This window comes from Idiomarina sp. H2, from assembly GCF_004364275.1.
Taxonomy (GTDB): Bacteria; Pseudomonadota; Gammaproteobacteria; order Enterobacterales; family Alteromonadaceae; genus Idiomarina; species Idiomarina loihiensis.
Window position 1 is genome coordinate 108,476 of record NZ_SNZY01000009.1, and the last position, 20,850, is coordinate 129,325.

At 44.4% G+C, this 20,850-nt stretch carries 21 protein-coding genes; 13 read left to right on the forward strand and 8 right to left on the reverse strand.

Annotation, left to right across the window (positions count from 1 at the left end; translation table 11 throughout):
- Positions 1–3 precede the first annotated feature (3 nt).
- The 5 genes from DET62_RS12275 to asnC form a co-directional block, all read right to left on the reverse strand.
- On the reverse strand, positions 4–276 hold the full coding sequence (locus tag DET62_RS12275) for a cory-CC-star protein (RefSeq protein WP_011233950.1): 273 nt from the start codon (positions 274–276) through the stop codon (positions 4–6).
- 20 nt (positions 277–296) lie between these two features.
- On the reverse strand, positions 297–1,976 hold the full coding sequence (locus tag DET62_RS12280) for a carbon starvation protein A (RefSeq protein ID WP_110014012.1): 1,680 nt from the start codon (positions 1,974–1,976) through the stop codon (positions 297–299).
- 122 nt (positions 1,977–2,098) lie between these two features.
- The gene (locus DET62_RS12285) at positions 2,099–2,272 is read right to left on the reverse strand and encodes a DUF1328 domain-containing protein (RefSeq protein ID WP_016341288.1); all 174 of its coding nucleotides are present in this window, start codon (positions 2,270–2,272) and stop codon (positions 2,099–2,101) included.
- A 137-nt stretch (positions 2,273–2,409) separates the two neighbouring features.
- Complete coding sequence (locus DET62_RS12290; RefSeq protein WP_110014011.1) at positions 2,410–5,028, reverse strand: M14 metallopeptidase family protein; 2,619 nt, start codon at positions 5,026–5,028, stop codon at positions 2,410–2,412.
- 182 nt (positions 5,029–5,210) lie between these two features.
- Positions 5,211–5,681, reverse strand: a complete 471-nt coding sequence (gene asnC, locus DET62_RS12295; RefSeq protein WP_110014010.1) for a transcriptional regulator AsnC — start codon at positions 5,679–5,681, stop codon at positions 5,211–5,213.
- 150 nt (positions 5,682–5,831) lie between these two features.
- Between asnC and asnA the strand changes: the two genes are divergently transcribed.
- The 5 genes from asnA (at position 5,832) to DET62_RS12320 (ending at position 9,675) form a co-directional block, all read left to right on the forward strand.
- Positions 5,832–6,812, forward strand: coding sequence for an aspartate--ammonia ligase (asnA, locus tag DET62_RS12300; RefSeq protein ID WP_110014009.1), 981 nt, complete (start codon positions 5,832–5,834; stop codon positions 6,810–6,812).
- A gap of 56 nt (positions 6,813–6,868) precedes the next feature.
- The gene (locus DET62_RS12305) at positions 6,869–7,456 is read left to right on the forward strand and encodes a TetR/AcrR family transcriptional regulator (protein WP_110014008.1); all 588 of its coding nucleotides are present in this window, start codon (positions 6,869–6,871) and stop codon (positions 7,454–7,456) included.
- Between the two features lie 23 nt (positions 7,457–7,479).
- Positions 7,480–8,217: an SDR family oxidoreductase gene (locus tag DET62_RS12310; RefSeq protein WP_011233943.1), complete on the forward strand. Its 738-nt coding sequence runs from the start codon at positions 7,480–7,482 to the stop codon at positions 8,215–8,217.
- Positions 8,218–8,223: 6 nt separating this feature from the next.
- Entirely contained in the window at positions 8,224–9,207 is a 984-nt protein-coding gene (locus DET62_RS12315) for an LLM class flavin-dependent oxidoreductase (RefSeq protein ID WP_110014007.1), read from the forward strand.
- An 84-nt stretch (positions 9,208–9,291) separates the two neighbouring features.
- Complete coding sequence (locus DET62_RS12320) at positions 9,292–9,675, forward strand: glutathione S-transferase N-terminal domain-containing protein (RefSeq protein ID WP_011233941.1); 384 nt, start codon at positions 9,292–9,294, stop codon at positions 9,673–9,675.
- Here the strand turns inward: DET62_RS12320 and DET62_RS12325 are convergent.
- Positions 9,672–10,514: a TIGR02285 family protein gene (locus DET62_RS12325; protein ID WP_110014006.1), complete on the reverse strand. Its 843-nt coding sequence runs from the start codon at positions 10,512–10,514 to the stop codon at positions 9,672–9,674. The genes DET62_RS12320 and DET62_RS12325 overlap by 4 nt on opposite strands.
- 115 nt (positions 10,515–10,629) lie before the next feature.
- Between DET62_RS12325 and DET62_RS12330 the strand changes: the two genes are divergently transcribed.
- The 6 genes from DET62_RS12330 (at position 10,630) to DET62_RS12355 (ending at position 16,328) form a co-directional block, all read left to right on the forward strand.
- Entirely contained in the window at positions 10,630–11,130 is a 501-nt protein-coding gene (locus DET62_RS12330) for a YqiA/YcfP family alpha/beta fold hydrolase (RefSeq protein ID WP_110014005.1), read from the forward strand.
- Positions 11,131–11,133: 3 nt separating this feature from the next.
- Positions 11,134–11,538 carry an HIT family protein gene (locus tag DET62_RS12335; protein ID WP_011233938.1) on the forward strand — a complete coding sequence of 135 codons (405 nt, stop codon included), beginning with the start codon at positions 11,134–11,136 and terminating at the stop codon, positions 11,536–11,538.
- 68 nt (positions 11,539–11,606) lie between these two features.
- Positions 11,607–12,662, forward strand: coding sequence for a Fic family protein (locus DET62_RS12340; RefSeq protein WP_011233937.1), 1,056 nt, complete (start codon positions 11,607–11,609; stop codon positions 12,660–12,662).
- Between the two features lie 285 nt (positions 12,663–12,947).
- Positions 12,948–14,285, forward strand: a complete 1,338-nt coding sequence (locus tag DET62_RS12345) for a tyrosine-type recombinase/integrase (RefSeq protein WP_110014004.1) — start codon at positions 12,948–12,950, stop codon at positions 14,283–14,285.
- A 222-nt stretch (positions 14,286–14,507) separates the two neighbouring features.
- A complete protein-coding gene (locus tag DET62_RS12350) occupies positions 14,508–15,788 on the forward strand; it encodes a hypothetical protein (protein ID WP_110014003.1) in 1,281 nt (426 codons plus the stop codon).
- A gap of 66 nt (positions 15,789–15,854) precedes the next feature.
- Positions 15,855–16,328 (forward strand): hypothetical protein, encoded by a 474-nt coding sequence (locus DET62_RS12355; protein ID WP_110014002.1) that lies wholly within the window; start codon positions 15,855–15,857, stop codon positions 16,326–16,328.
- 126 nt (positions 16,329–16,454) lie between these two features.
- Here DET62_RS12355 and DET62_RS12360 read toward each other — a convergent pair whose 3' ends face one another.
- Positions 16,455–17,318 (reverse strand): phage integrase N-terminal domain-containing protein, encoded by an 864-nt coding sequence (locus tag DET62_RS12360; protein WP_110014001.1) that lies wholly within the window; start codon positions 17,316–17,318, stop codon positions 16,455–16,457.
- 400 nt (positions 17,319–17,718) lie between these two features.
- Between DET62_RS12360 and DET62_RS12365 the strand changes: the two genes are divergently transcribed.
- The gene (locus DET62_RS12365) at positions 17,719–19,689 is read left to right on the forward strand and encodes a Calx-beta domain-containing protein (protein WP_110014000.1); all 1,971 of its coding nucleotides are present in this window, start codon (positions 17,719–17,721) and stop codon (positions 19,687–19,689) included.
- A 139-nt stretch (positions 19,690–19,828) separates the two neighbouring features.
- Positions 19,829–20,038 carry a hypothetical protein gene (locus DET62_RS12370; protein WP_133660292.1) on the forward strand — a complete coding sequence of 70 codons (210 nt, stop codon included), beginning with the start codon at positions 19,829–19,831 and terminating at the stop codon, positions 20,036–20,038.
- On the opposite strand, the gene DET62_RS12375 is transcribed toward DET62_RS12370, so the two are convergent.
- A partial coding sequence (locus tag DET62_RS12375) for an IS256 family transposase (protein ID WP_133660293.1) occupies positions 20,023–20,850 on the reverse strand: 828 nt, incomplete at its 5' end. The genes DET62_RS12370 and DET62_RS12375 overlap by 16 nt on opposite strands.

Below are 20,850 nucleotides of genomic sequence, written 5' to 3' on the forward strand. Positions count from 1 at the left end.
AAATTAGCAACAACGGAAGTGATCAAGAGGTGAGTGTTCCATCCCCATGCGTTGATGCCATTCGTGGAAACGTTCCAGCATTAATGGCTGTAACTCTAAAGTATAATAGGCGGCCGGGTTCGGCACGCCCATCATTTCAGAAAAAACCAGTAGCATGAATAAATCGTCTTCGTCGCGCTTTGCCCGGGCAATAGCAGAGCGATAGGGCGCATTATAAAACTCATTGGCCAAATCACTTGCCCGGCTGAACCAACGGCGCACTGACTGTATATTCATGCTACTTACTCCCGTTACTCTTATTGCTGCTTCTGGGCTTTTTGTTCCTTACGGATTTTAGTTAAGCCTGCGCTAGCTTCAAGAGCAATCCAGATAGCGGCAACCAGCACCACTAAATCCAGACCCATTAAGAACCAGTCACCGCTGTTATAGAAATCTTTAAGCTGAACAATAAGAGCGAAGACTGTCATTATCAACAGGAAAATTAACGGTATTAAGGTGTAATACATTGGTCGGCCTAAGCGCACCAACATGACCGTAATAACCAACAAGGTCAACCCTGCTAATAACTGGTTTGTGGTACCGAACAGAGGCCATATAACTAAGCCGCCGGAACCGTCTGCGCCGCCAGCACCGAAGGCTAACAATAAGCAGCTTCCTACAGCTAGCATCGTTGCCGGAAAGGCTTTTTGCATCCAGTTAATGTTATACAGGTTTCCCCATTCCTGGAAAATATAGCGTTGCAGACGTAATCCAGTATCCATTGTGGTACCGGCAAAAAGCACAGCCATTACCGTCAGCAGGGTTTCTGATACGCCAATGTCCAGGCCAAGCCCCTGACTAATAATGTTGGCGCCACCTTCAACAAAGGCTGATACGCCGCCTTGTCCGAAAGAAGAGTAGACCGCTTCCCAGTCGGCTAATGTTGCAAAACCGGCTGTGGCAGCGATGATAGTCGCCAGCGACAATGAGCCTTCACCAACCGCACCAAAGTATCCCACAAAGCGGGCATCGGTTTCTTTATCAAGTTGCTTAGAGGTTGTGCCAGATGCAACCAGACCGTGGAAGCCCGAAATTGCCCCACAGGCTATGGTCACGAACAACAGCGGCAACATTGATGGGGTGCCTTCCGGAGTGTTGCTATTGAAGGCCGGTGCTGAAATTTCCGGAGCCAGTAATAAGGTGGCGCCGTAAAGCAAAATAAGACCGATGAAAAGCTGCAGACCGTTGATGTAATCACGTGGCTGAAGCAACATCCAAACAGGTAGTAACGAAGCGATGGCTGCGTAGCCAAACAGGATAAGAACCCATTGCGCGTTGTCGCTAATACCCATTACCGTTTCCGGCAACTCTATTGGGAATGATGGACCTGCCCAGATAAGTGCGTACAGCGCTAGTACACCGATAATGGATATTGCACCTAAGCCCATCCATTTACGGAAAATAATTTGTCCGATAATAAGCGCGACAAATATGGCACCCCAAACCGGTACTACTGAGCTGGAGAATTTAATCAGCAGACCCGAAATAGCGGTGGCGAACACTGCGTTAACCATTAGTAACACAAGGAAGATAACGATCATAAACAGCGTTTGAGAGCGCTTGCCTACAACATCGCCGGTCAGGTTACCGATAGATTTGGCTTTATTACGGTTACTTGCCCAGATAGCGCCAGCATCGTGTACGCCAGCAAAAAATATGGTACCGAAAATAACCCATAAGAAAGCAGGTACCCAACCCCAGATAACCGCGATGGCAGGACCAATAATAGGTGCCGCACCGGCTACAGAAGTAAAGTGGTGGCCCCACAGAACGTATTTATTGGTAGGGACGAAGTCGACGCCGTCTTCTAATTCGTGAGCGGGTGTTCTGAAGTCTGGATCAAGCTTAAAAATTTTCTCAGCAATGAATTTAGAGTAAAAAACGTAACCGAGAAACATTGCGCCTAAACCCAGAACCATCATTACGATTGCGTTCATGGCAAGAGCCTCATTGTTGTAGTGTTAGACAGATAACGAAAAATGCCAACAGTTATTGTATCGTAGATTCAATAACTGTTGGCATACGACCAATGTCTAATATCTAACAAAGGCTAAAACATTTAAAGCCTTTTATTACCCTGAAGCAGGCGGACAACTAAAGAAATCGCAAAGAGGATAATAAAGATATAGAAGATAATTTTGGCTATTCCGGCTGCTGTTCCGGCAATTCCACCAAAGCCTAAAATAGCAGCAACTACAGCCACGGCTAGAAAGATAAGAACCCAACGTAACATATTCACCTCACTGATTAATTTAGAAGATTCAATTAGTAAGGTAGACCATGATTTGAAAAATAACCAATATATCCAAGTGTAAAAAAACCGCTAAGACGGGAAGTCCTAACGGTTTTTATTTCTCAAAAGCTAATTAATTAATGGGCTTCTGCGGCGGCATCAGCTGCCGCTTTATCGTCCAGTTTTTTCGCATAAACCTGAATACGGGGAGCTAAATAAATAGCATTACTGAGTAATTTAGCGGTTCCCCAAAAATAGGCGCGGAAATTAACGTTGTCGGCAAAACCAATAACTTGACCGCTGCCTAAGCGATGGGCGGCAATATTGGTTTTACCTTTTAGTATTTCGCGATTGCGCTCATCTGTGTAGCCACTCATTAAAGGCTGCTCTGAATAGCGGGCAACTGAAACGAAAGGCGACTCCGGCTCTTCCATAGCGGCTGCCGAATTCTTGAATACCGGCATTTGATCACGCGGGAAGCCAAAGAATAACGGATGAGAAGTGTCGACATCCATTGAGAATATCGCTCCGGCAATTCGTTGTTCGGCGTAGAAATCGTCACGCTCTTCGTAACTTAATTGCTTTTTAGCAAAAGCGCTCTGGAAGACGGCGTCATCAACAAAGCGAGTTTGTAGAAGACCATTCTCTGATAACCACTCAGCACCACCGCGCTGACCGATTATTGTGCCACCCTGGCTTACCCAGTTTTGAATTTTCTTACGCAGTTTTTTATCTAAATTGCTGTAATGTCCGTCCACCATAATAATATGGCTATAACGGGTTAAGTCAGCTCTGGATAAACGTTCAGTATCAACCATCGACAATGGAATACCGACGTGGCGGTCAAGGTAGTACCAGGTTTCACCAGCTTCGTATAGGTTAACACCCGCGCCGGTTAGCATCATTACGCTGGGTTTCTCTACCGGCTGAATATTGCGGCTACCCAGGTCAACACCTTCTGGTGTCAATCCGGTCTCGATAGAGGTTACCTGAATACCTTTTTCTTTTGCTGCGGTAGCCAGACGGCGTTGTACATCGCGCCATTCCCGCTGCTGATAGGCTTTAGGTACAACAATAGAGCCTGCTGAAAATTCCTGACGGCCTTGTTCACCTTCTACAGTGAAGGGTTTTGTTGTCTGACGAACGTGAATGTTCTGCTCCAGCAACTCTTGTAATAAACCCGGAGCGAAGTAATCGTTCCAGTTAAATGCGTAAGCGTAGGCATCAGTGAGAGCCGACGTCTTGCGTTTTGGCGCATCCCAGGCATTATCCGCAATTTGAATACGACCACGATGAGTCTCAAATGGCACGTTAAAGGCTAATGGCAGAGTCCAGCCTGAAACATCGTAGAAGGTATTGTTCGGGAAGTTCTTGCGCGTACTGAATATTCCCTGAATCAAACCGTACTGAGCCTGAGCCAGAGGGATGTAATAACTGCTTCCGGCTTTAAACTGAGTACCGTTCTGCTCTATATCTTTTTCTACACGGTAAGCTTTAATACCGTGCTGTTTAAATATTTCCAGTAAGCCTTCTACACGCGACGGGTCGCTTGAATCACCAATTATATAACCTTCAAACTTGGCTTTTTTGGCTGCTTCCATACCTTCATCGTAAGCGCGCTCCTGAAACTCAATAAAACGACTTTTGCTTTTGTGTGTGCCGTAAATGGTACTGAGTGAGGCGACAAACTGGTTACGAATAGTGAACGGAAAGCTGACTTCACCATTAACCGAGTCCTGCAGGTGCCCGCGGCTGGAAGCTTGTTCGAACAGTATGCCGACAGCTCCCTGAATATCCGGATACGTTGAGCCTTTGCCATAATAAAAGTCATCAAATGACTCTTCGGTGTAATACAGGCTGCCAATATCATCCAGCGAGTCGGCGTGTTCTGCCGCAAGAATTTCGGTTAAGCGCACGTTTTCATCTGGCGTTAATGGGTTTTTACGAGACGGAATACCCGGCTGGAAGAAATACGTGCTGTTGGTTCCCATTTCGTGGTAATCGGTCAGTACGTTTGGCTTCCATTTCTGAAAGTTAGCGATACGCGCGCGCGATTCAGGGTGTTGCAGTAACAGCCAGTCGCGGTTCATATCGAACCAATAGTGGTTAACCCGACCTCGGGTGAACGGCTGCACGTGTTCGCGATGCTGAGGATCCGCAACTAAATTTTGTCCGCGGTGCTGGTTTGCCCATTGTGCGAAGCGAGCAAGACCGTCCGGGTTAAACGCCGGATCAAGCAGAATAACTGAATCATTCAAAAGCTCATCTACGGCTTCGCCTTCAGCGGCTGCAAGGTAATAAGCAAAAAGTATTGCTGCATTACTACCGCTCGATTCGTCTCCGTGAATACTGTAGCCCATATACATGACCACCGGCGTATTGTCCGGGTCGGCATCACGGTTTGGATCAGCTGCGGCCAAATGACGCTCACGAACGTCATCAATATTGCGGTGGTTGTCTTCTGAGGTGACGGTAAGAAGTAACAAAGGACGCTGCTCATGTGTGCGACCGGTCACTTCCAGCGTAATACGATCCGACTCTTCGGCAAGAACTTCCATATACTTTACAATTTGCTCGGGGCGGGCATGCCATTCACCAACCTGATAACCCAGCACATCTTTGGGTTTGGTAATTTCCGGGTTGTAACTGACATCCTGTGGCAGATAGTAAGAAAGGTCTGTTGTTGCTGCCATAGAAGGCAGGGCAACGATGACCAATGCGGCCGCGGTGACACGGCTTAACATTCGCTTCAGCATAGATAAATCCCCTTGGTGTTATTATGACAATACCATAACAAAAGCGTAACGCATTGACTGTTGTTTTCGGCGGGTCGCAGATTTTTAGCGATGCTTATCGCTTTTTCATTTGGTAGTCGTACATGGGGTCGTAGTAGTCAACCAGTAAGCCTTCTATCCACTGTTTATGCAGTTCTGCGCTGTCATGGCTGTATGTCCCGGTTAATTGGCTGCTGTAATGAAATGAGCGTTTCCGTCGATTGTATTTCATCAATAGCCTGAATTCGATTGATTAGCGTGTGTTGTAGCTCGTTTATTGACGGTGTCATAATTTTAATAAAGACGTTGTACTGACCGGTAGTGTAGTAAGCCTCAATAACTTCTTCGAGCTTTTCCAGTTTTTCAATTGCGGCCGGGTAGTCACCCGCGCTTTTCAGCGTAATGCCAATGAAACAACAGACATCGTAGCCTAAGCGTTTGGCGTTAACCTGTAAACGCGTACCCTCAATAATCCCGGCACGCTTCATTTTTTCAACCCGTACGTGAATAGTGGCCGGACTCACCTTATAGCGTTTGGCCAGCTCAGCGTAAGGAATACGTGCGTCTTCCATCAGAGTTCTTAGTATGGAACGGTCCAGATCATCGATTTGATAATTTTCAGGTGATTTTTTCATGTTTTATTAAAGCTTCGTTAATTAAGTTAGGTATAAATTAACGGAAAATAATAAGTAAAGCTATTTTTGTTAAACGTTATTGAATAAATAGTTCTAAAAGGTATTAATTGAATTGTGTTTCTATTCTTTTATTAACGATTCGGAGTATTTATGAAGTCACAATACATGTTACAGCAACAGAAAATTCAATTCGTAAAATCCGGCTTTACTCAGCAGTTACAGCTTCAGCTTGGGCTTATTGAAGTGCAGTCGCCACTACTAAGTGAGTTGGGCAGTGGTGTTCAGGACGATTTGTCGGGCTGGGAAAAGGCGGTTGCAGTTAAAGTAAAAGCCGTGCCCGACAAAGATTATGAAGTAGTTCATTCATTGGCTAAGTGGAAACGCTTTACCCTTGGCCGTTACGGCTTTGGTGCAGGTGAGGGCATAGTTACCCAGATGAAAGCCTTGCGGCCTGACGAAGAAGCTTTGAGTTCCGTACATTCTGTTTACGTTGACCAGTGGGACTGGGAAAAAGTCATTACTGAAGAGCAGCGTTCGCTGGCGTTTCTGATCCAGACCGTCGAGCGTATTTACGCTGCTTTGCGTCAAACGGAGCAGCAATATATTGAACAACACGGTGGAACCGGAACCTTACCGGAGAAAATACAGGTTGTGCATGCAGAGGATTTAATTACTGCCTATCCAGACCTTACTGCAAAACAACGTGAGCGCAAAGTGGTTAAACAACATGGCGCAGTATTTTTGGTCGGTATTGGCGGGGAGCTGAGTCATGGTCATGCACATGACGTAAGAGCGCCGGACTACGATGACTGGAGTTCGGTTAACGAGCAGGGCAGTACGGGGTTAAACGGCGATATTCTTGTCTGGCATCCGGCATTAGATGACGCGCTGGAGCTTTCGTCTATGGGGATACGTGTTGACCAGCAGGCATTAAAACGTCAGTTGGCTATTAGCCAACAGGAGGAAAAGCTCAAGCTACCCTGGCATCAGTCCTTGTTAGCGGGTGAATTGCCTTTAACTATTGGAGGGGGAATAGGTCAGTCACGGGTGGTTATGCAAATTTTACAAAGTGACCACATTGCTAAAGTTCAGTGCGGTGTCTGGCCGGAACCCATTGCTGAAGCCCTATAGTTGCAATTAACAGACTGATCTTGAAGTTTCTAGACGACTGGTCTAATATAGATCGCATGACTAAGAATGACACACGACAAAACATCATAACAATCGGTGCTGACCTGATATCCATACATGGGTTCGGCAGCACCGGTTTGAATAAAATTCTGAGCGAGGCGCAGGTGCCCAAGGGCTCCTTTTATCATTACTTCAAAAGTAAGAATGATTTTGGCCTGGCTGTTATCGAAACCTACGCCGAGGATTATGAAGCACGCATGGACGAAACTCTGGCTAACGAGACGTTGGAGCCGGTTGATCGTTTGCGCAGCTATTTGCGTCGCTCGGTAGAGGACTTAAAGTCGTGTGATTTCTCCAAAGGCTGTCTGATAGGCAACCTGGGTCAGGAAATGGCATCTCAGAGTGACTTATTTCGCGAACGGTTAGATGACATTTTTTCTGACTGGGAGCAGCGTATTGCCCGGTGTTTAAAAGCAGCACAGGACGCACAGCAAATTCAGCAGTGCATTGACACCGAACAGATGGGAGCCTTCATTCTTTCGGGTTGGCAGGGAGCATTACTGCGAGCCAAAGTTCAGCGTTCTATGCTGCCGCTACTGCGTTTTGAAGAGATGATATTAAAGCAGTTAGGGGCAGTTGACTAATAGCACTAACCGGAGGTAAAGCTATGTCAGAAGTACAAGATAAAGTTGTGATTATTACAGGTGCAAGCAGTGGTTTAGGAGAAGAGACCGCTCGTATGCTTGCAGCAAAAGGCGCAAAACTGATGTTAGCGGCGCGTCGCGAAGATCGCCTAAAAGAATTGACTGAGTCAATTAAGAAAGACGGTGGCCAGGCAGCTTACCGTGTGGTTGATGTAACCGACAAAGCCGCAGTTCAAAAACTGGCTGACGACACTAAAGCAGAATTTGGCCGTATTGATGTGCTCATTAATAACGCCGGACTCATGCCATTGGCACCGCTCGATGCGCTAAAAGTGGACGAGTGGGACACCATGATTGACGTGAACATTAAAGGTGTTTTGTATGGCGTAGCTGCTGTATTACCGGTTATGCGTGAACAGCATGTCGGTCATATCATCAACCTGTCATCAGTTGCAGGTCAGAAAGTCTTTGCCGGCGGAACGGTGTATTGCGCAACTAAGTTTGCGGTAAAAGCCATTTCTGAAGGCATTCGTCAGGAATCTAATGGTGAAATTCGCGCAACCAATATTTCACCGGGCGCTGTAGCAACAGAACTGACTGACCACATTAGTGACAAAGACGCGAAAGAAATGGCTGACAGTTTGTATTCAGACGCTATTGATTCTGCGGCTATTGCCCGTGCCATTACGTTTGCTATTGAGCAACCTCAGCAAGTTGACGTGAATGAAATGATCATTCGCCCAACCAAGCAAGAGCTGTAATTTGTTATGAAATATTCAGTTCTTGATTTAGCGCCTATTACCGAAGGTGGGTCTGTGGCTGAATCATTGCATAATTCTGCTGATTTAGCCCAGCATGCAGAGCGGTGGGGTTACCACCGCTTCTGGATGGCTGAGCACCACAATATGACCGGAATTGCCTCGGCCGCAACCGCTGTTGCCTTAGGTTATGTTGCCGGCAAAACCGATAAAATTCGGGTAGGTTCAGGTGGTGTCATGTTGCCTAACCATGCGCCTTTTGTGGTGGCTGAGCAGTTTGGTACGTTGGATGCCCTGTACCCCGGACGTATTGATATTGGTTTGGGTCGAGCGCCGGGAACAGACGGCCGAACCCTACGGGCATTGAGACGTAAACCCGACGACGCCGAGCAGTTTCCTAACGATGTTCAGGAGCTTTTAGGTTACCTGGAAGAAGCGCAGGAAAGTGATGCGATTAAAGCTGTGCCCGGGTTTGGACAGAAAATTCCGGTGTGGTTGCTCGGCTCAAGCACTTTTGGCGCCCAGCTTGCAGCGCATTTAGGTCTGCCTTATGCCTTTGCATCGCATTTTGCACCAGACTATTTGCAGCATGCATTAAAAGCGTATCGCGAGAACTTTCGTCCGTCGCGTTACCTCAGCAAACCTTATGTTGCTGCGGCAATGAACGTTTTTGCGGCAGACAGCGAAACCGATGCGCGAAAAATGATGAGCTCAATGCAACAACAGTTTATTGCGTTGCGTCGTGGTACACCCGGGCCTTTAAAAGCACCGGTGGATGACATAAGAACGGTTGCCGCGCCTCATGAACTGGCCGGGGCGAATCATGCATTAACCTATACGGCGGTTGGCACTAAGGATTCAGTTCAACGGCATATTAATCAGTTTATTGATGATACCGGTATAGATGAAGTTATTCTTACCTGCCATGCCTTTGATCATCAGGCTCGTTTAAGGTCGTTAGAAATTGCCGCGGAAGCTTTAAACGGAAAGTGAAAAGCGTTTAGTTAAAAGACTGACGCTTTACCTTAAACACGTTAGAATAGCGGCATCTTTAACAGGCAGTCTGGTTGTATTTCTATGAGAATTATCATTCGTTACTTTTTTCGTACTCTACGGCTTATTTTAACGCCTATTGTTTTACTGGTCGAAAAATTGACCACGCCAAAAGGCCAGAGCCGCAGTGATGAGGCTCAACAACAGGTAGATGAAGCCTGCAAGTCGCTGGCTCTTTATCAATTTGCCGCTTGCCCTTTTTGCGTCAAGGTACGTAAGGAAATTGCCCGCCTTAATTTGAATATAGAGTTAAGAGATGCGAAAAATAATGAGCAGCACAGACAAGAGCTGTTAGATGGCGGCGGCAGAGTTAAAGTGCCGTGTTTGCGCATTGAGCAGGACGATAAAGTACAGTGGATGTATGAGTCCGATGACATTAACCAGTATTTACAACAGCGCTTTGCTTAATCAACCATTGGGCGACTAGTTCCTAACCACTGATCCAGGCTTTTTTGAAAGTCCGGATCAGCTTTAAGTTCATTGATGACTTCATTAAGGTGTCGCACAGCTTTACGTCCCCATTCATTATTACTGCAACCAACCGCGCCCTCAATAACCACACCCTCGTACTCTTCAATAGGCAAAAACACCAGTCCGCTGTTTTTAAATTCTGTTTCGTTGTAGTAAGTCATAATCATTTCATAATCGATAGTGTAATCAATACGCTCGTTGACTATCATAGTCAGCAAGTTGATGTGGGCATTGTCGCCGCTGATAAAACTGAAATTATCTGAATCGATAAGGTGCTCTTCCAGTAGCGGCTGCAGGCGGCCGTATCGGCGTTCAGCCGGTTGCGCAAAGCGTAAATTTGAGTCCTGAACCAGGCTGGAAAAATCTACTGGCTGGCCATACTTTCCAATGATTCTGGCCGCGGTGTCAGCACGGGTGATGATACCGTGTGGTTGATACCGGTGAGTTGTGTCGGTGTAATTAAACTCGGAATTGTAACTTGCTCCTTTAATCAGGCAGGGAAAGCAGAGGTTCTTGTTCTTTTTCATAAGCATGGTAATACGGCGGGAGGGAAGCTTTCTGACCTTGTGCGACAGTTCCGGTAGCTGGCGCTGAAAGCTGCTGACTAAAGCATCGCAAAAGCCTTGTTCTTCGTATTTACCATCAAATATATGAAACGGCGGGGAGGAGTTTACTCCCCAGATAATGTCTTCGTGCTCGGCAAGGCTGCTTGAGCTAAACAGAGCCACTATAGATAATACGGTGTACAGCGCAACAAGTTGCTTGTTAAAGGTCATAGTAACCGCCTTTCTTTATAATGAACGTTTTGACTATCATGATAAAAGCTTACATTGTTACTTAATTGTTATTTCTGATAGTTTTATCTAAGCACAAAATATAGGTAATTGCTAAATGCAGGTTATTTTTAATCACGGAAAAGAGAGCGGCCCCTGGGGCAGCAAAATTAAAGTTTTAGCAAAAACCGCTGAAGCTTTGGGGTTTAGCGTAACCAGTGTCGATTATCAGGGTATTGATGATCCTGATCAGCGCGTGGAAAAACTCACAACATATATTGAAGCACTAACGGAAAATTTCTTACTGGTCGGTTCCAGCATGGGCGGTTACGTGGCAACGGTAGCTGCAGCTAAAACAAAGAGCCGGGGGCTGTTCTTAATGGCTCCGGCCTTTTACTTAGGTGGTCAGGCAAATTTTGACGAACTAACACCGGCTTGTAAGACTCAAATTGTTCATGGCTGGAACGACGATATTGTTCCTGTTGAGAACAGTTGGCGTTATGCGGAAAGAACCAGGGCAGAGTTACACCTGGTGAATGATGACCACCGTTTAATTGACAGCTTGCCGCAAACTAATGCACTGTTTAAACGGTTTCTTGAAACATTACTAAAAGGGTAGGTTATGGAATATACATTAGCTCCGGAATTAGCCAGAGACAGTTACCATTTAACCGATTGGCCGCTATGCGAAGTCAGAGTCATGAATGACAGGCAATTTCCGTGGTTTTTGTTGGTTCCTAAAGTGGCAGACGTGCGCGAAGCCATAGACCTTTCTGAAGACGATCAACTGCAGTTGTTAAAAGAAAGCCGATTTCTATGCCACTGGCTAAAGGCTGAATACCAACCCGATAAACTTAATGTCGCTGCTTTAGGAAATCAGGTTCCGCAGTTGCATGTTCATCATATAGCGCGGTTTCAAACTGACGCTGCCTGGCCTGCTCCAGTCTGGGGGAAACAACCTATGCTTCCGCTGGAAGAAAGTGAAGTGGCAAGGCTGCAATCGGTATTCGCTGATATTACAGTGTAAGTGTTTTAGACTGAGTGTGTGCGTTAACAAAATAACGGAGAGTAACCCCCAGAGGTTACTAATAACAAATGGCAGCAGATTATTTGATTACCAGTAAATGCGTGAATTTAGTGGCGCAAATAAGCACCGACTTTGGCCGTTGGTTAGCATTACTTGAATCCGATAAAAGCAATTTAGAAGATTTTAAGTCTCAACAATTGCCAATTAAAGCTCATGCGTCGGTAGGCCTGGATGAGCAGTCACAACCGCTGGAGGGTATTCGTCTAGATGAAGCCTATAAAAAATTGTCTGAGTGGAATTTACATTCGGAGTCAGATCTTAAAAACGCTCACCAGATGATTTGCGCCGCAGTAACCCCCAGCGCTGGAAGCTATCGCGCAACGGGAATGGGCGTTTACCGCAACAACAAGCTGGTTCATATGACCGCTCCGGCGGGGCAGGCCGGGAAGTCGGTAAGAAGTCTATTGTCCTGGTTAGACGAAAGCAACGAACACCCTTTAATTAAAGCGGCTATTTTCTTACAGCAGTTCGAATTTATTCAGCCGTTTTCTGTTGCCAACGGTTGTGTTGGAAGACTCTGGTTTAGCCTTATTTTAGCTAAATGGCATCCGGCAGTTGCCTGGTTAAGCTTTGAGCAAATCTTTAAATTCAATAAAGACGAATATCTTGATTGCTTGCGACGCTCAATTAGTGAAAATGACAGAGGTCTTATGGTTGAGTTTATTCTGGATTGTTTGCAACAGAGTATTTCAACCACAGTGAAAGAAGAAAAAGACAAAGCAGAGGTGCTGGAAGAAGCGAGTATCTCGCATGATTTTTCTAGTGAAATACCTATGAGTTCGGTAAAAAGTTCGCTGTTAGGTTCGGATAACGGTTCGGGTAAAGGTCGATATTCAGGAACGAGCACACGAAATATGGTACTTAGGCTATTAAATGAGCAGCCTGAATGGAGTGCCGCCAGAGTCGCTGAAGTGTTGAATATTTCGTCGCGTGCGGTAGAAAAACACATTTCTAAATTGAAAGAACAAGGAGTATTAATTCGAAAAGGTTCTGCCAGAGGAGGTTATTGGCGAGTGGCAACTGAAATGGGAGAGCAACTTAGTTTACCAGAATGGAACCAGTGAATGCTTTATTGAGTGTCACTAGAAGAAGAATTGGTCGGCGTGAGAGGATTTGAACCTCCGACCCCTGACACCCCATGACAATTCTCAAGTGAAAATCCATTAAATTTTTTCAATTGTCCCAGTTTAAAGAAGTTTGTCCTCTACAAGTAAAGTCCTGATTCAGTTAGTGTTTTCACTCGCTTTGCAACGGTTTTTACGTTGTCTCTATTCTAAGGTAAATGTCCCTTAGAAAGGTTCAGCATTAGCTGTTGCAACACAGGTGAAACATAACTTGAGGATTTAAAAATGGGTGTGCAACACAGAAGCTCCGAGAAGCAAATTATTCCGCCATTAGCGGCAACCGCGAAAACCACCACAATAACTAAGAAGCTGACTAAGCACCTTTTAAGTAAGGTCTCTGAAGAGATAACTCGAATAAACGACCCTGAAATCCCCGGATTTCATGTTCGACTGGGTCGGATTAATAAACACGGTGTTCGCTCCAAAGCCTTTTACCTTTATTACAGAACAAGAACTAAGCCGGTAAAGTCGGTTAACTATCGAATAGGCGGAATGCCGGAAATTGATATTGAAACCGCTAAAAGCATGGCTAGAGAAAACCTGGAGAAAGTAAGGAATGGCATTGATATTCAGGTTGAACGAGAAAAGCTATCGTCAGGAAGTGATGCCTGGACAGTTGGAAAACTTTACTCCGAATTTTTCAGAAATAAAATTTTGGAGAGAAAGCGCCCAGAGATTGTTGAAGCTAGTTTCAATAAGGACATATTGCCACGAGCTGGGCATGTGCTGTTGACTAATATTACCCGACACCAGCTTCATGAAGACGTATTTAGCCCAATATTAGATAGGGGGGCTAAAAGCCAGGCTGGCAAAACACTTGCGTTGTTGAAACAGATGTTCAGTTACGGCGTTGCAGTCGGCTGTATGGACTTTAATCCTCTGGAGGGGGCTTCTAAGTCAACCTACGCTAAATATACCCCTAGGCGCAGAACACCGAGTGTAGATGAGCTTAGAACAGCCTTAGAGGTCTTTTTGAGCGCAGGAATGTCAATTCAGAACTTCAATTGTTTTAAGGTTATTCTATTAAGCGGAGTAAGAAGCGGGGCGGCTATAACAGCGAAATGGAGTGATGTGGATTTTGAAAAGCGTGTTTGGTATGCAGTTAATGAAAAACACAGCACTAGAGGTGAAGTGGTTTATCAGAAAGTTCCGATGTCAGACGAGCTATTGAAAGCTTTCCGAGACCAAGAGAGCCATAGTGCTTTACTCAAAAGCGAGTTCGTATTCCCTGCAAAAAGAGATTCGGTGTCAGCGGGTAAAAGCATTAGCCATATGGATACTAAGACGCTGAATAGAAGTTTAAACCGAATTCGAAAGCAAGGAAAAGTTCAGGTACCGGACTTTCAGCCTCACGACATAAGGCGTTCCATTCGTAGTCATTTGATTTCAGTTAAAAGCGATAGTTCATCAGGTCGATATAATGCTTTTAGCCCTGCTTGCGCGGAAAAAATACTGGGCCACTCTTTAAGTGGTATGGAGCGGGTGTATGATCAGCATGATTACTTTGATGAGATGAAAGAAGCTTTGTCGTATTGGGGATCTCTATTTAGTGATTTGATTTAGATATTGAGCTTAAACAAGCTAGTACGGGCTCAGGTGAGAACGGTTAATTATACCTACTTTACCTTCCGCACTGGCAAACACTTGCTCCTGTTTTTAGCGGAATAAAGAGGTAAGCTATACATTAAGGAGAATCAGCCTAGGGCTTGAAGCAAATGCGGATAAAATAAAGTAGAAGGCAATTCGTGGTAAAAAAGTTCACTGAAAAAATCAAGGCGGTGGAAGGTGAGTATTGACAGGTTTTATAGTGTAAGTGAATTAAAAGAATTCTTTAGTACCGGTGGTAACCCTTTGTTTGATGCAGAGTTCTCAGTACAAACACAGCAGATAGTAGATGATTTAGGTGCTAAAGGTGCTCATCTAAATAAATGGTGGGTAAGTACGGCAATGGGTTGGGAGTGCCCCTCTTGTAGAAGGAAAAAGCCACAGATTGCTAAGCTTGATTCTCGGGGATATGCTTCTTGTCAATTACATGAACACCATGATCATATGAAGGATATCGTTCGAACGATGTTTGAAGAAGCTTCATCAGTTAAAGAGCACGTTGTAGCAAATGAACTGGCTGAACGTTTTGCTATAAGAACATCTTATGCGATATCGGCATATGATAATACTGTAATTTGTTCAGACTGCAACAAGGCTGATGGCTTAGCCAAAATTAAGTGCAATGCACATCAAAACTTTTCTTTTTCCCCAAGTGAAATAGCTCACTTTGTTAAACCAAAGGCCAACCAAGAGCACGAATTAGATATTCAGGCTGCATCTGTCATTTGGCAAAAAAACATAGATATATTTAGTAAAAGAATGAAACTAGCAAAGTACATAGCTGAACTGGCAGCAAGTAACTCTCATTGGTATCAGCCTTCCAAACCAACAGCAAAACAAACTGAAAGAACAGCGGCTTTTCTGTTTAATCGTTGCGGGTTAAATGCCCTACACTGGGAGCCTGAGAAGCTACTCTACAACACGATGCCATTTAAGGGTCATCATTCATCTTGGCGAGAAAGAATTAAGCCTCAGATCAAAAGTAAGCCCTCGAAAGGGCAAATTGCTCATTTGTCGAATACAAGGGGGCGCAGTTGGGTGAGCTACAGCGAGGACTGGACATGCCCTTGTTGTGAGCGTTGCAAGTATGATTGTCTCAAGCCGTCAAAAAAAAATCCTTGGGTATTCGAGGTCAAGACAATACGTACTCATAGTAATGAACGCGACTCTTATATTTATGATATAAAAGTTTGTAATGAGTGTTTTAATGCAGCGAACCACCTTGGACGTGAGGCTATTGAAGAAGTAAAAGAAAAAATGCCATCAGTTGATGTCTACTACCCTCATAACCTTGTTTCCTTTGACGAGTTAAAATCTGTCATTTCGCCAAGAGCCCACTCGTCACATATAATTGATAATACGCTGGCTGATAAAATCGTTGTATTAGCTATTAAAAGAATTATTGATGAAAATTATTACTGTTCCCCAAAGCATAAAGCCGTATTGGCGGGAAAGGAATGATTAGCTTGAATTCCAGTTGGGAACGGTGTTTAACTTGATAGACTCATTCAGCTTAAGGAGCAATAGTTGAAGTTCATATGGCATACCCTAAAGTCTGGAGCTATGTGCTTCCTCTTCACTCCCGCTCTTATGACTCTTCTTGTTGTGCTGGTGTTTCAAGAAAAGGTGACTGATGACACCAAGTTTTATCCTTGGGTGACAATAATTTTGAATATGCGTTACTCGGCTGATAGTTTCTTTCTGATGCTTTTTATAAGTGTTCTATTTAGTTTTTTTGTTGCAATGGTGCTCAAAACACAAGAAATTCCACGGCACGAAAAAATTAGGTTGGCGTTGTTCTTCAATTTGATTGCTTCGTTCTTGCCAAAACTTTTCCTGTTCTGGGCGGGAACCCTTGTTGCTTGGTCATTTGGTAGTCGGTTGCTCGATTCTATTCCGCCGGTACCTGGGCAAATAGCTGCAATTCCGCTTTTTATCTTCCTTGCCGTCGCATGTCGGTTTGGTACCTTAAAACTTAAGCATTACCTCATCAAAGGTTAACCACTCGCATCTATTGTGGCTCAGATGGTTCATGCTTCGTTTTAGGTCCTGAATGCTTTTAGTTTATGTTCGTTCCCGGCTGAGATGAGCTGATGGGATTGAATGAGCGGTGTAACCTCATCTATTTTAAGATCCAATATACATAGCTGTAATCTGTATTCGTTCATGCCCAAGCTCTTGACTTAACTGCTTGCGAAAGTTGTTATCGATTTTCTTCTCTTCCTTTGACATTTCCTGTCTGGATTTCCCACCTTGATGTGGGCAGCTGTAGCCACTAATTTCTTTGAATCGAACTTGAGCGAAATGGTGTCTTAATCCATGATTTCTATTTAAACCCACACGACATGTTTCGTACTCATAAACTTTCATTTGCTCTTTAAAGTTACGGTTGTCAGCTATTAGCGACTTAGAGCCGAACTTTGCCTTAATTTCGTTGAGCAAATCTCGCTGCCCTTGAGTTTTTATAGGAATAGAACGGGCTTTGCCTCCTTTAGTCCATGTGCTTTTTAGATAAATGTGCTCCTCTTTATAAGCGTATGCTGCATTAAAGTGGATGCATTCAGCTTTTCTAAGTCCAAAGTGTGATTGGAGAAGTAAGGAATATTTTGTTGGTATATCCTGAATATTTTGAAGCTTGGACATGTCCAGGTTGTGCGCTTTATTCGTCCCAACGAAGACCCTACGACTTATTGAGTATGCGTCGTTGGTGCGATGGACAATATTGGGTTTACCTATTTGTGCACTGAGCCAGCGAAGCTCAGCCATTCTGTTTTTTATAGTAGAAGCTGAGAGTTCATTTTGACGCCATTTAGTGACTAGGTATTCTATGTGCTTCGGCTTTAACTGATCAGGACTTTTGATTTTGTATCCGTTTTGAATAAGCTCTTTAGCGATTAAATTGAAGATTCGTTTCGAAGCTGCGCGGGTAGCGAAAGAACCACCTCGCTGCTTTTTAATTAACTGATTGAGTGCGTATCCGAGTTTGCTCATAAGGGCTCCTGAATAACCAAAGAAAAAGCCCGAATATTGAGTAATGTCAGTAGTTGGTGAGTTTTTAACCCCGCAATAAAGGCGCACCTTTAAAGCTATCTAAAATAAGCTGGGGTAATTACTCAAGCGGCTAACTAGCCGAAATATCTTGGCGATATTACTTGAAGGGTTCGGGCATTTTGTGTTTTTAATTTCTCCTCTTGGTGATAGCGGCAGCCCACGCGCCTTAGTGTTTATACTTGTAATTTACTTCATTAACTAAGGAGAAACAACCTCTTCCTTAGTCCGTGCGGACATGTCCGCAAAATCACAAGTTAGCTAAATTTAACTTTTTATTAAATTGAAAGTTTACATTTTGTTTTGTAGGTTATAGTGAGTATATTTTTGGAAAGGATGCCCGATGTTTAAACAAGCCTTATTAGTAAGTTCTTTATTATTGAGTTTACCTGTTTTGGCACAAGATGCGTTTGAGCCTACTTCACATGAGCGCCCTGTAACGATGGCCGCAGCCTCAGATGGTACAGCAACGATAGATATTGTTGTCTTTTATCAACCTGTTTATAAAAAACGTCTTGGAGGGTTTGAGGCGCTTTATAATCGAGTTAACAATCTGATCAATAAAGTAAACGATATTCACGCAACCTCAGAAACCGGTGTTCAGTTCAATGTTATTGAATTAAGAGCAGTAACTGGAATCCCTGATGATCAGCCGTATGAGGAAGAGACGGACGAAAACGGTGATGTGATCGTTAAAAGCTCTAATTCAATTTTTAGCGGTCGCCTTTTAAATCCGGACGGATACTATGATGAAAACGGCAATTACCAGGATAATTACCCTGAATATTTGGCTTACACACAGTTTGGTGCTGATATCGGTCTATACGTTACAGATTATCGAGACCCAAGCAGAGAGGATAAGTTAGGTGCGGCGTCACAAGGTGGTGAGGTGTCATCTATCGCGGACGAAATCATTCTTTCACCTGATAATGAAGTAGTCGGGTTAACATTAGCGCATGAGCTGGGCCACAACCTTGATGCTCACCATGAAGAAGGCGGTGGGCGCGCTTCTGCAACATACGATATTGCAAGAGCTTATGAGTGTGATGGAAAACAAACCATTATGTGGTCACTGGGAAGCGCAAGCCTTTCTGACAAGCACCTTTTCTTTTCATCTTCAGAAGCTAATTCTGACGGAATGGTTTGTGGTGAAAGCGGCTATGCTGATAATGCTCATGTTATTCGTCAAACGAAAGCTTCAGCAAGTAATCGCAGAGAGCAACCCCTAACTTTAGGATCTGTCAGCTTCACTGAAGCGTCATACACTGCTGGTGAAAACCAAGGGTTCGCAGAAGTGAGCTTAACTCGGACTGGAGATATATCGGAGGAGTCGTCTGTACTATTAGTTGCCGGCAGTGATACAGGCTCAACAACTACAGATTTAAAAGACGCTCATAAACGGGTTACTTTCGCCCCTGGTGAATCAACAGCTATTGCTGAACTGGGCGTTGTGGCAGACGCAAAGAATGAAGGTGACGAGCAAATAAAATTATCGTTAGTTTACCCTTACAAAGCAACTGTAGCAGGGGGCGAATCCACACTAACCTTGATGGATGACTATTCCGGCTCTCCCGGTGATTTTGCTCTGAATGACAATATTTCTGTTGTTGAAGGCAATGATGCGAAAATACTGATAACGCGCTCAAATGGTTTAGACGGAGAGTACGTTGTCGATATTCAGTCTGATTATGCTCGGGATGAAGCAAATTCTGCTGTTGCCGAAGACTTTGAAAAAATTACGGAGCGCCTTGTTTTTTCAGATGGTGAATCTGAAAAGGAAATTGCTATCTCGACTAAAGACGATGACAAGTTTAAGGGGGATAGAGTTTTTCTTGTTCGTTTAGAGTCGGATGATGAACTTCTTGATGAAACGTTAGTTACGATAGAAGATAACGAAGTTCCTGATGTTGATTATACATTATCAGCGGGCAACTCGACTGCGGGTCAATCTGCGACCGTAACAGTAAGTCGTTCTGGAGAAACCCAAGGTGAGAGCTCAATTTCTATTTCTACAGTGGATGGTAGCCTTGTTTCCGGGACTGATTTTGAAGCACTTGATGAGACAATAACGTTTAGCTCTGGTGATACGTCGAAAAGCGTTAATATCAATTTGCTAAGCAACAAGACAGGCTCATTCTCTGTCGAACTGTCTAATGGGGAAAGCGTTTCTGTATCTGTCACTGATTCAGGTGCGGCCAGTGGTGATGGAGGGACTTCTGGTGGTTCAATGGGATTGTTTTTATTAATACAGATTTCATTGCTAGGGTTTATTAAGAAAGTGTTATGTAGAAGAGCTCTGCGATTTGATGATTAATTTTTATTTTTGATATGCCAAAGCTTGTTGTGAGTTAATCGATTTAGAGCTAAGAAGCCATAGAAGTATCTCGGGATTGGCTTTTTTAAGTCCAGAGAAGGTCGGAAAAAATCGGACATGTCCGATAAGTGAGATGATTATGAATGATTTTTTATCTTTTATAGGTTTGATTTTGAAGTTTTTCACCGCTGAAGGTGATGAACCGGATACTAATGAAGATTTTGCAGAAGGTGGCGGAGGACAAGCCACTTTTTATGATCCGACAACTGGTGATTTTGAGGCGAGATCACCAGATGACCCGAGAGTGTTCAATATTCTGTGTCAGCCAATTTTTCATAAATCTATGTGACCATCCAGTCGACCTTCAAAGTGGATGGTTAGCTGAGACAGTGTCAGATTCCAGTTCTGCACCGGGTGCGACCAGCGCTCAGTTGCTTTTAACATACCCGCGTACAGCAACTTAAGCAAGCTACTCTCATTGCTAAAACCGCCTTTGGTTTTGGTCAGTTTTCGGAACTGGCGGTGTACCGCCTCAACGGCATTGGTTGTGTAGATAACGGTTCGAACATAATCCGGATACTTAAAATACGCTGAGAGTGTCGCCCACTTATTGCGCCAGGATTGAATAACGATGGGATATTTATCGCCCCATTTGGCTTCTAAATCATCCAACGCGCTCTCGGCAGCGGACAGTGTTGCGGCTTTATACACGCATTTTAAATCGGCCATGAAGGCTTTCTGGTTTTTGCTGGCCACGTACTTCATCGAGTTGCGAATTTGATGAATGATGCAGTGTTGCACCTCAGTTTTCGGGTAAATACTTTCTATGGCTTCTGGAAAGCCTTTTAAGCCGTCTACGCAGGCAATCAGAATATCCTGAACGCCTCGATTATGGAGATCGGTCAACACACTCAGCCAGTGATGGGCGCCTTCTGATTCGGATAAATAAAGCCCCAGGAGCTCCTTTTTGCCGTCAATATTGAGGCCGAGGATGGTGTAAACAGCTTTGCTGATAAAACGGCCATTCTCTTTGATTTTATAGTGAATGGCATCGAGCCAGACAATGGGGTAAACCGCTTCTAAAGGTCGTTCACGCCATGCCTGAAGCTCCGGAAGAAGCTTATCCGTCACGGTATTAATGGTGCCGTTTGAGACATGAAT

Coding starts and splice junctions, on each gene's coding strand:
- DET62_RS12340 (WP_011233937.1), top strand. CDS start 11,607: ATGGCAGCAGATTATTTGATTACCAGTAAATGCGTGAATTTAGTGGCG.
- DET62_RS12275 (WP_011233950.1), bottom strand. CDS start 276: ATGAATATACAGTCAGTGCGCCGTTGGTTCAGCCGGGCAAGTGATTTG.
- DET62_RS12305 (WP_110014008.1), top strand. CDS start 6,869: ATGACTAAGAATGACACACGACAAAACATCATAACAATCGGTGCTGAC.
- DET62_RS12345 (WP_110014004.1), top strand. CDS start 12,948: ATGGGTGTGCAACACAGAAGCTCCGAGAAGCAAATTATTCCGCCATTA.
- DET62_RS12335 (WP_011233938.1), top strand. CDS start 11,134: ATGGAATATACATTAGCTCCGGAATTAGCCAGAGACAGTTACCATTTA.
- DET62_RS12280 (WP_110014012.1), bottom strand. CDS start 1,976: ATGAACGCAATCGTAATGATGGTTCTGGGTTTAGGCGCAATGTTTCTC.
- DET62_RS12320 (WP_011233941.1), top strand. CDS start 9,292: ATGAGAATTATCATTCGTTACTTTTTTCGTACTCTACGGCTTATTTTA.
- DET62_RS12310 (WP_011233943.1), top strand. CDS start 7,480: ATGTCAGAAGTACAAGATAAAGTTGTGATTATTACAGGTGCAAGCAGT.
- DET62_RS12370 (WP_133660292.1), top strand. CDS start 19,829: ATGAATGATTTTTTATCTTTTATAGGTTTGATTTTGAAGTTTTTCACC.
- DET62_RS12285 (WP_016341288.1), bottom strand. CDS start 2,272: ATGTTACGTTGGGTTCTTATCTTTCTAGCCGTGGCTGTAGTTGCTGCT.
- DET62_RS12290 (WP_110014011.1), bottom strand. CDS start 5,028: ATGCTGAAGCGAATGTTAAGCCGTGTCACCGCGGCCGCATTGGTCATC.
- DET62_RS12330 (WP_110014005.1), top strand. CDS start 10,630: ATGCAGGTTATTTTTAATCACGGAAAAGAGAGCGGCCCCTGGGGCAGC.
- asnC (WP_110014010.1), bottom strand. CDS start 5,681: ATGAAAAAATCACCTGAAAATTATCAAATCGATGATCTGGACCGTTCC.
- DET62_RS12360 (WP_110014001.1), bottom strand. CDS start 17,318: ATGAGCAAACTCGGATACGCACTCAATCAGTTAATTAAAAAGCAGCGA.
- DET62_RS12325 (WP_110014006.1), bottom strand. CDS start 10,514: ATGACCTTTAACAAGCAACTTGTTGCGCTGTACACCGTATTATCTATA.
- DET62_RS12315 (WP_110014007.1), top strand. CDS start 8,224: ATGAAATATTCAGTTCTTGATTTAGCGCCTATTACCGAAGGTGGGTCT.
- asnA (WP_110014009.1), top strand. CDS start 5,832: ATGAAGTCACAATACATGTTACAGCAACAGAAAATTCAATTCGTAAAA.
- DET62_RS12365 (WP_110014000.1), top strand. CDS start 17,719: ATGTTTAAACAAGCCTTATTAGTAAGTTCTTTATTATTGAGTTTACCT.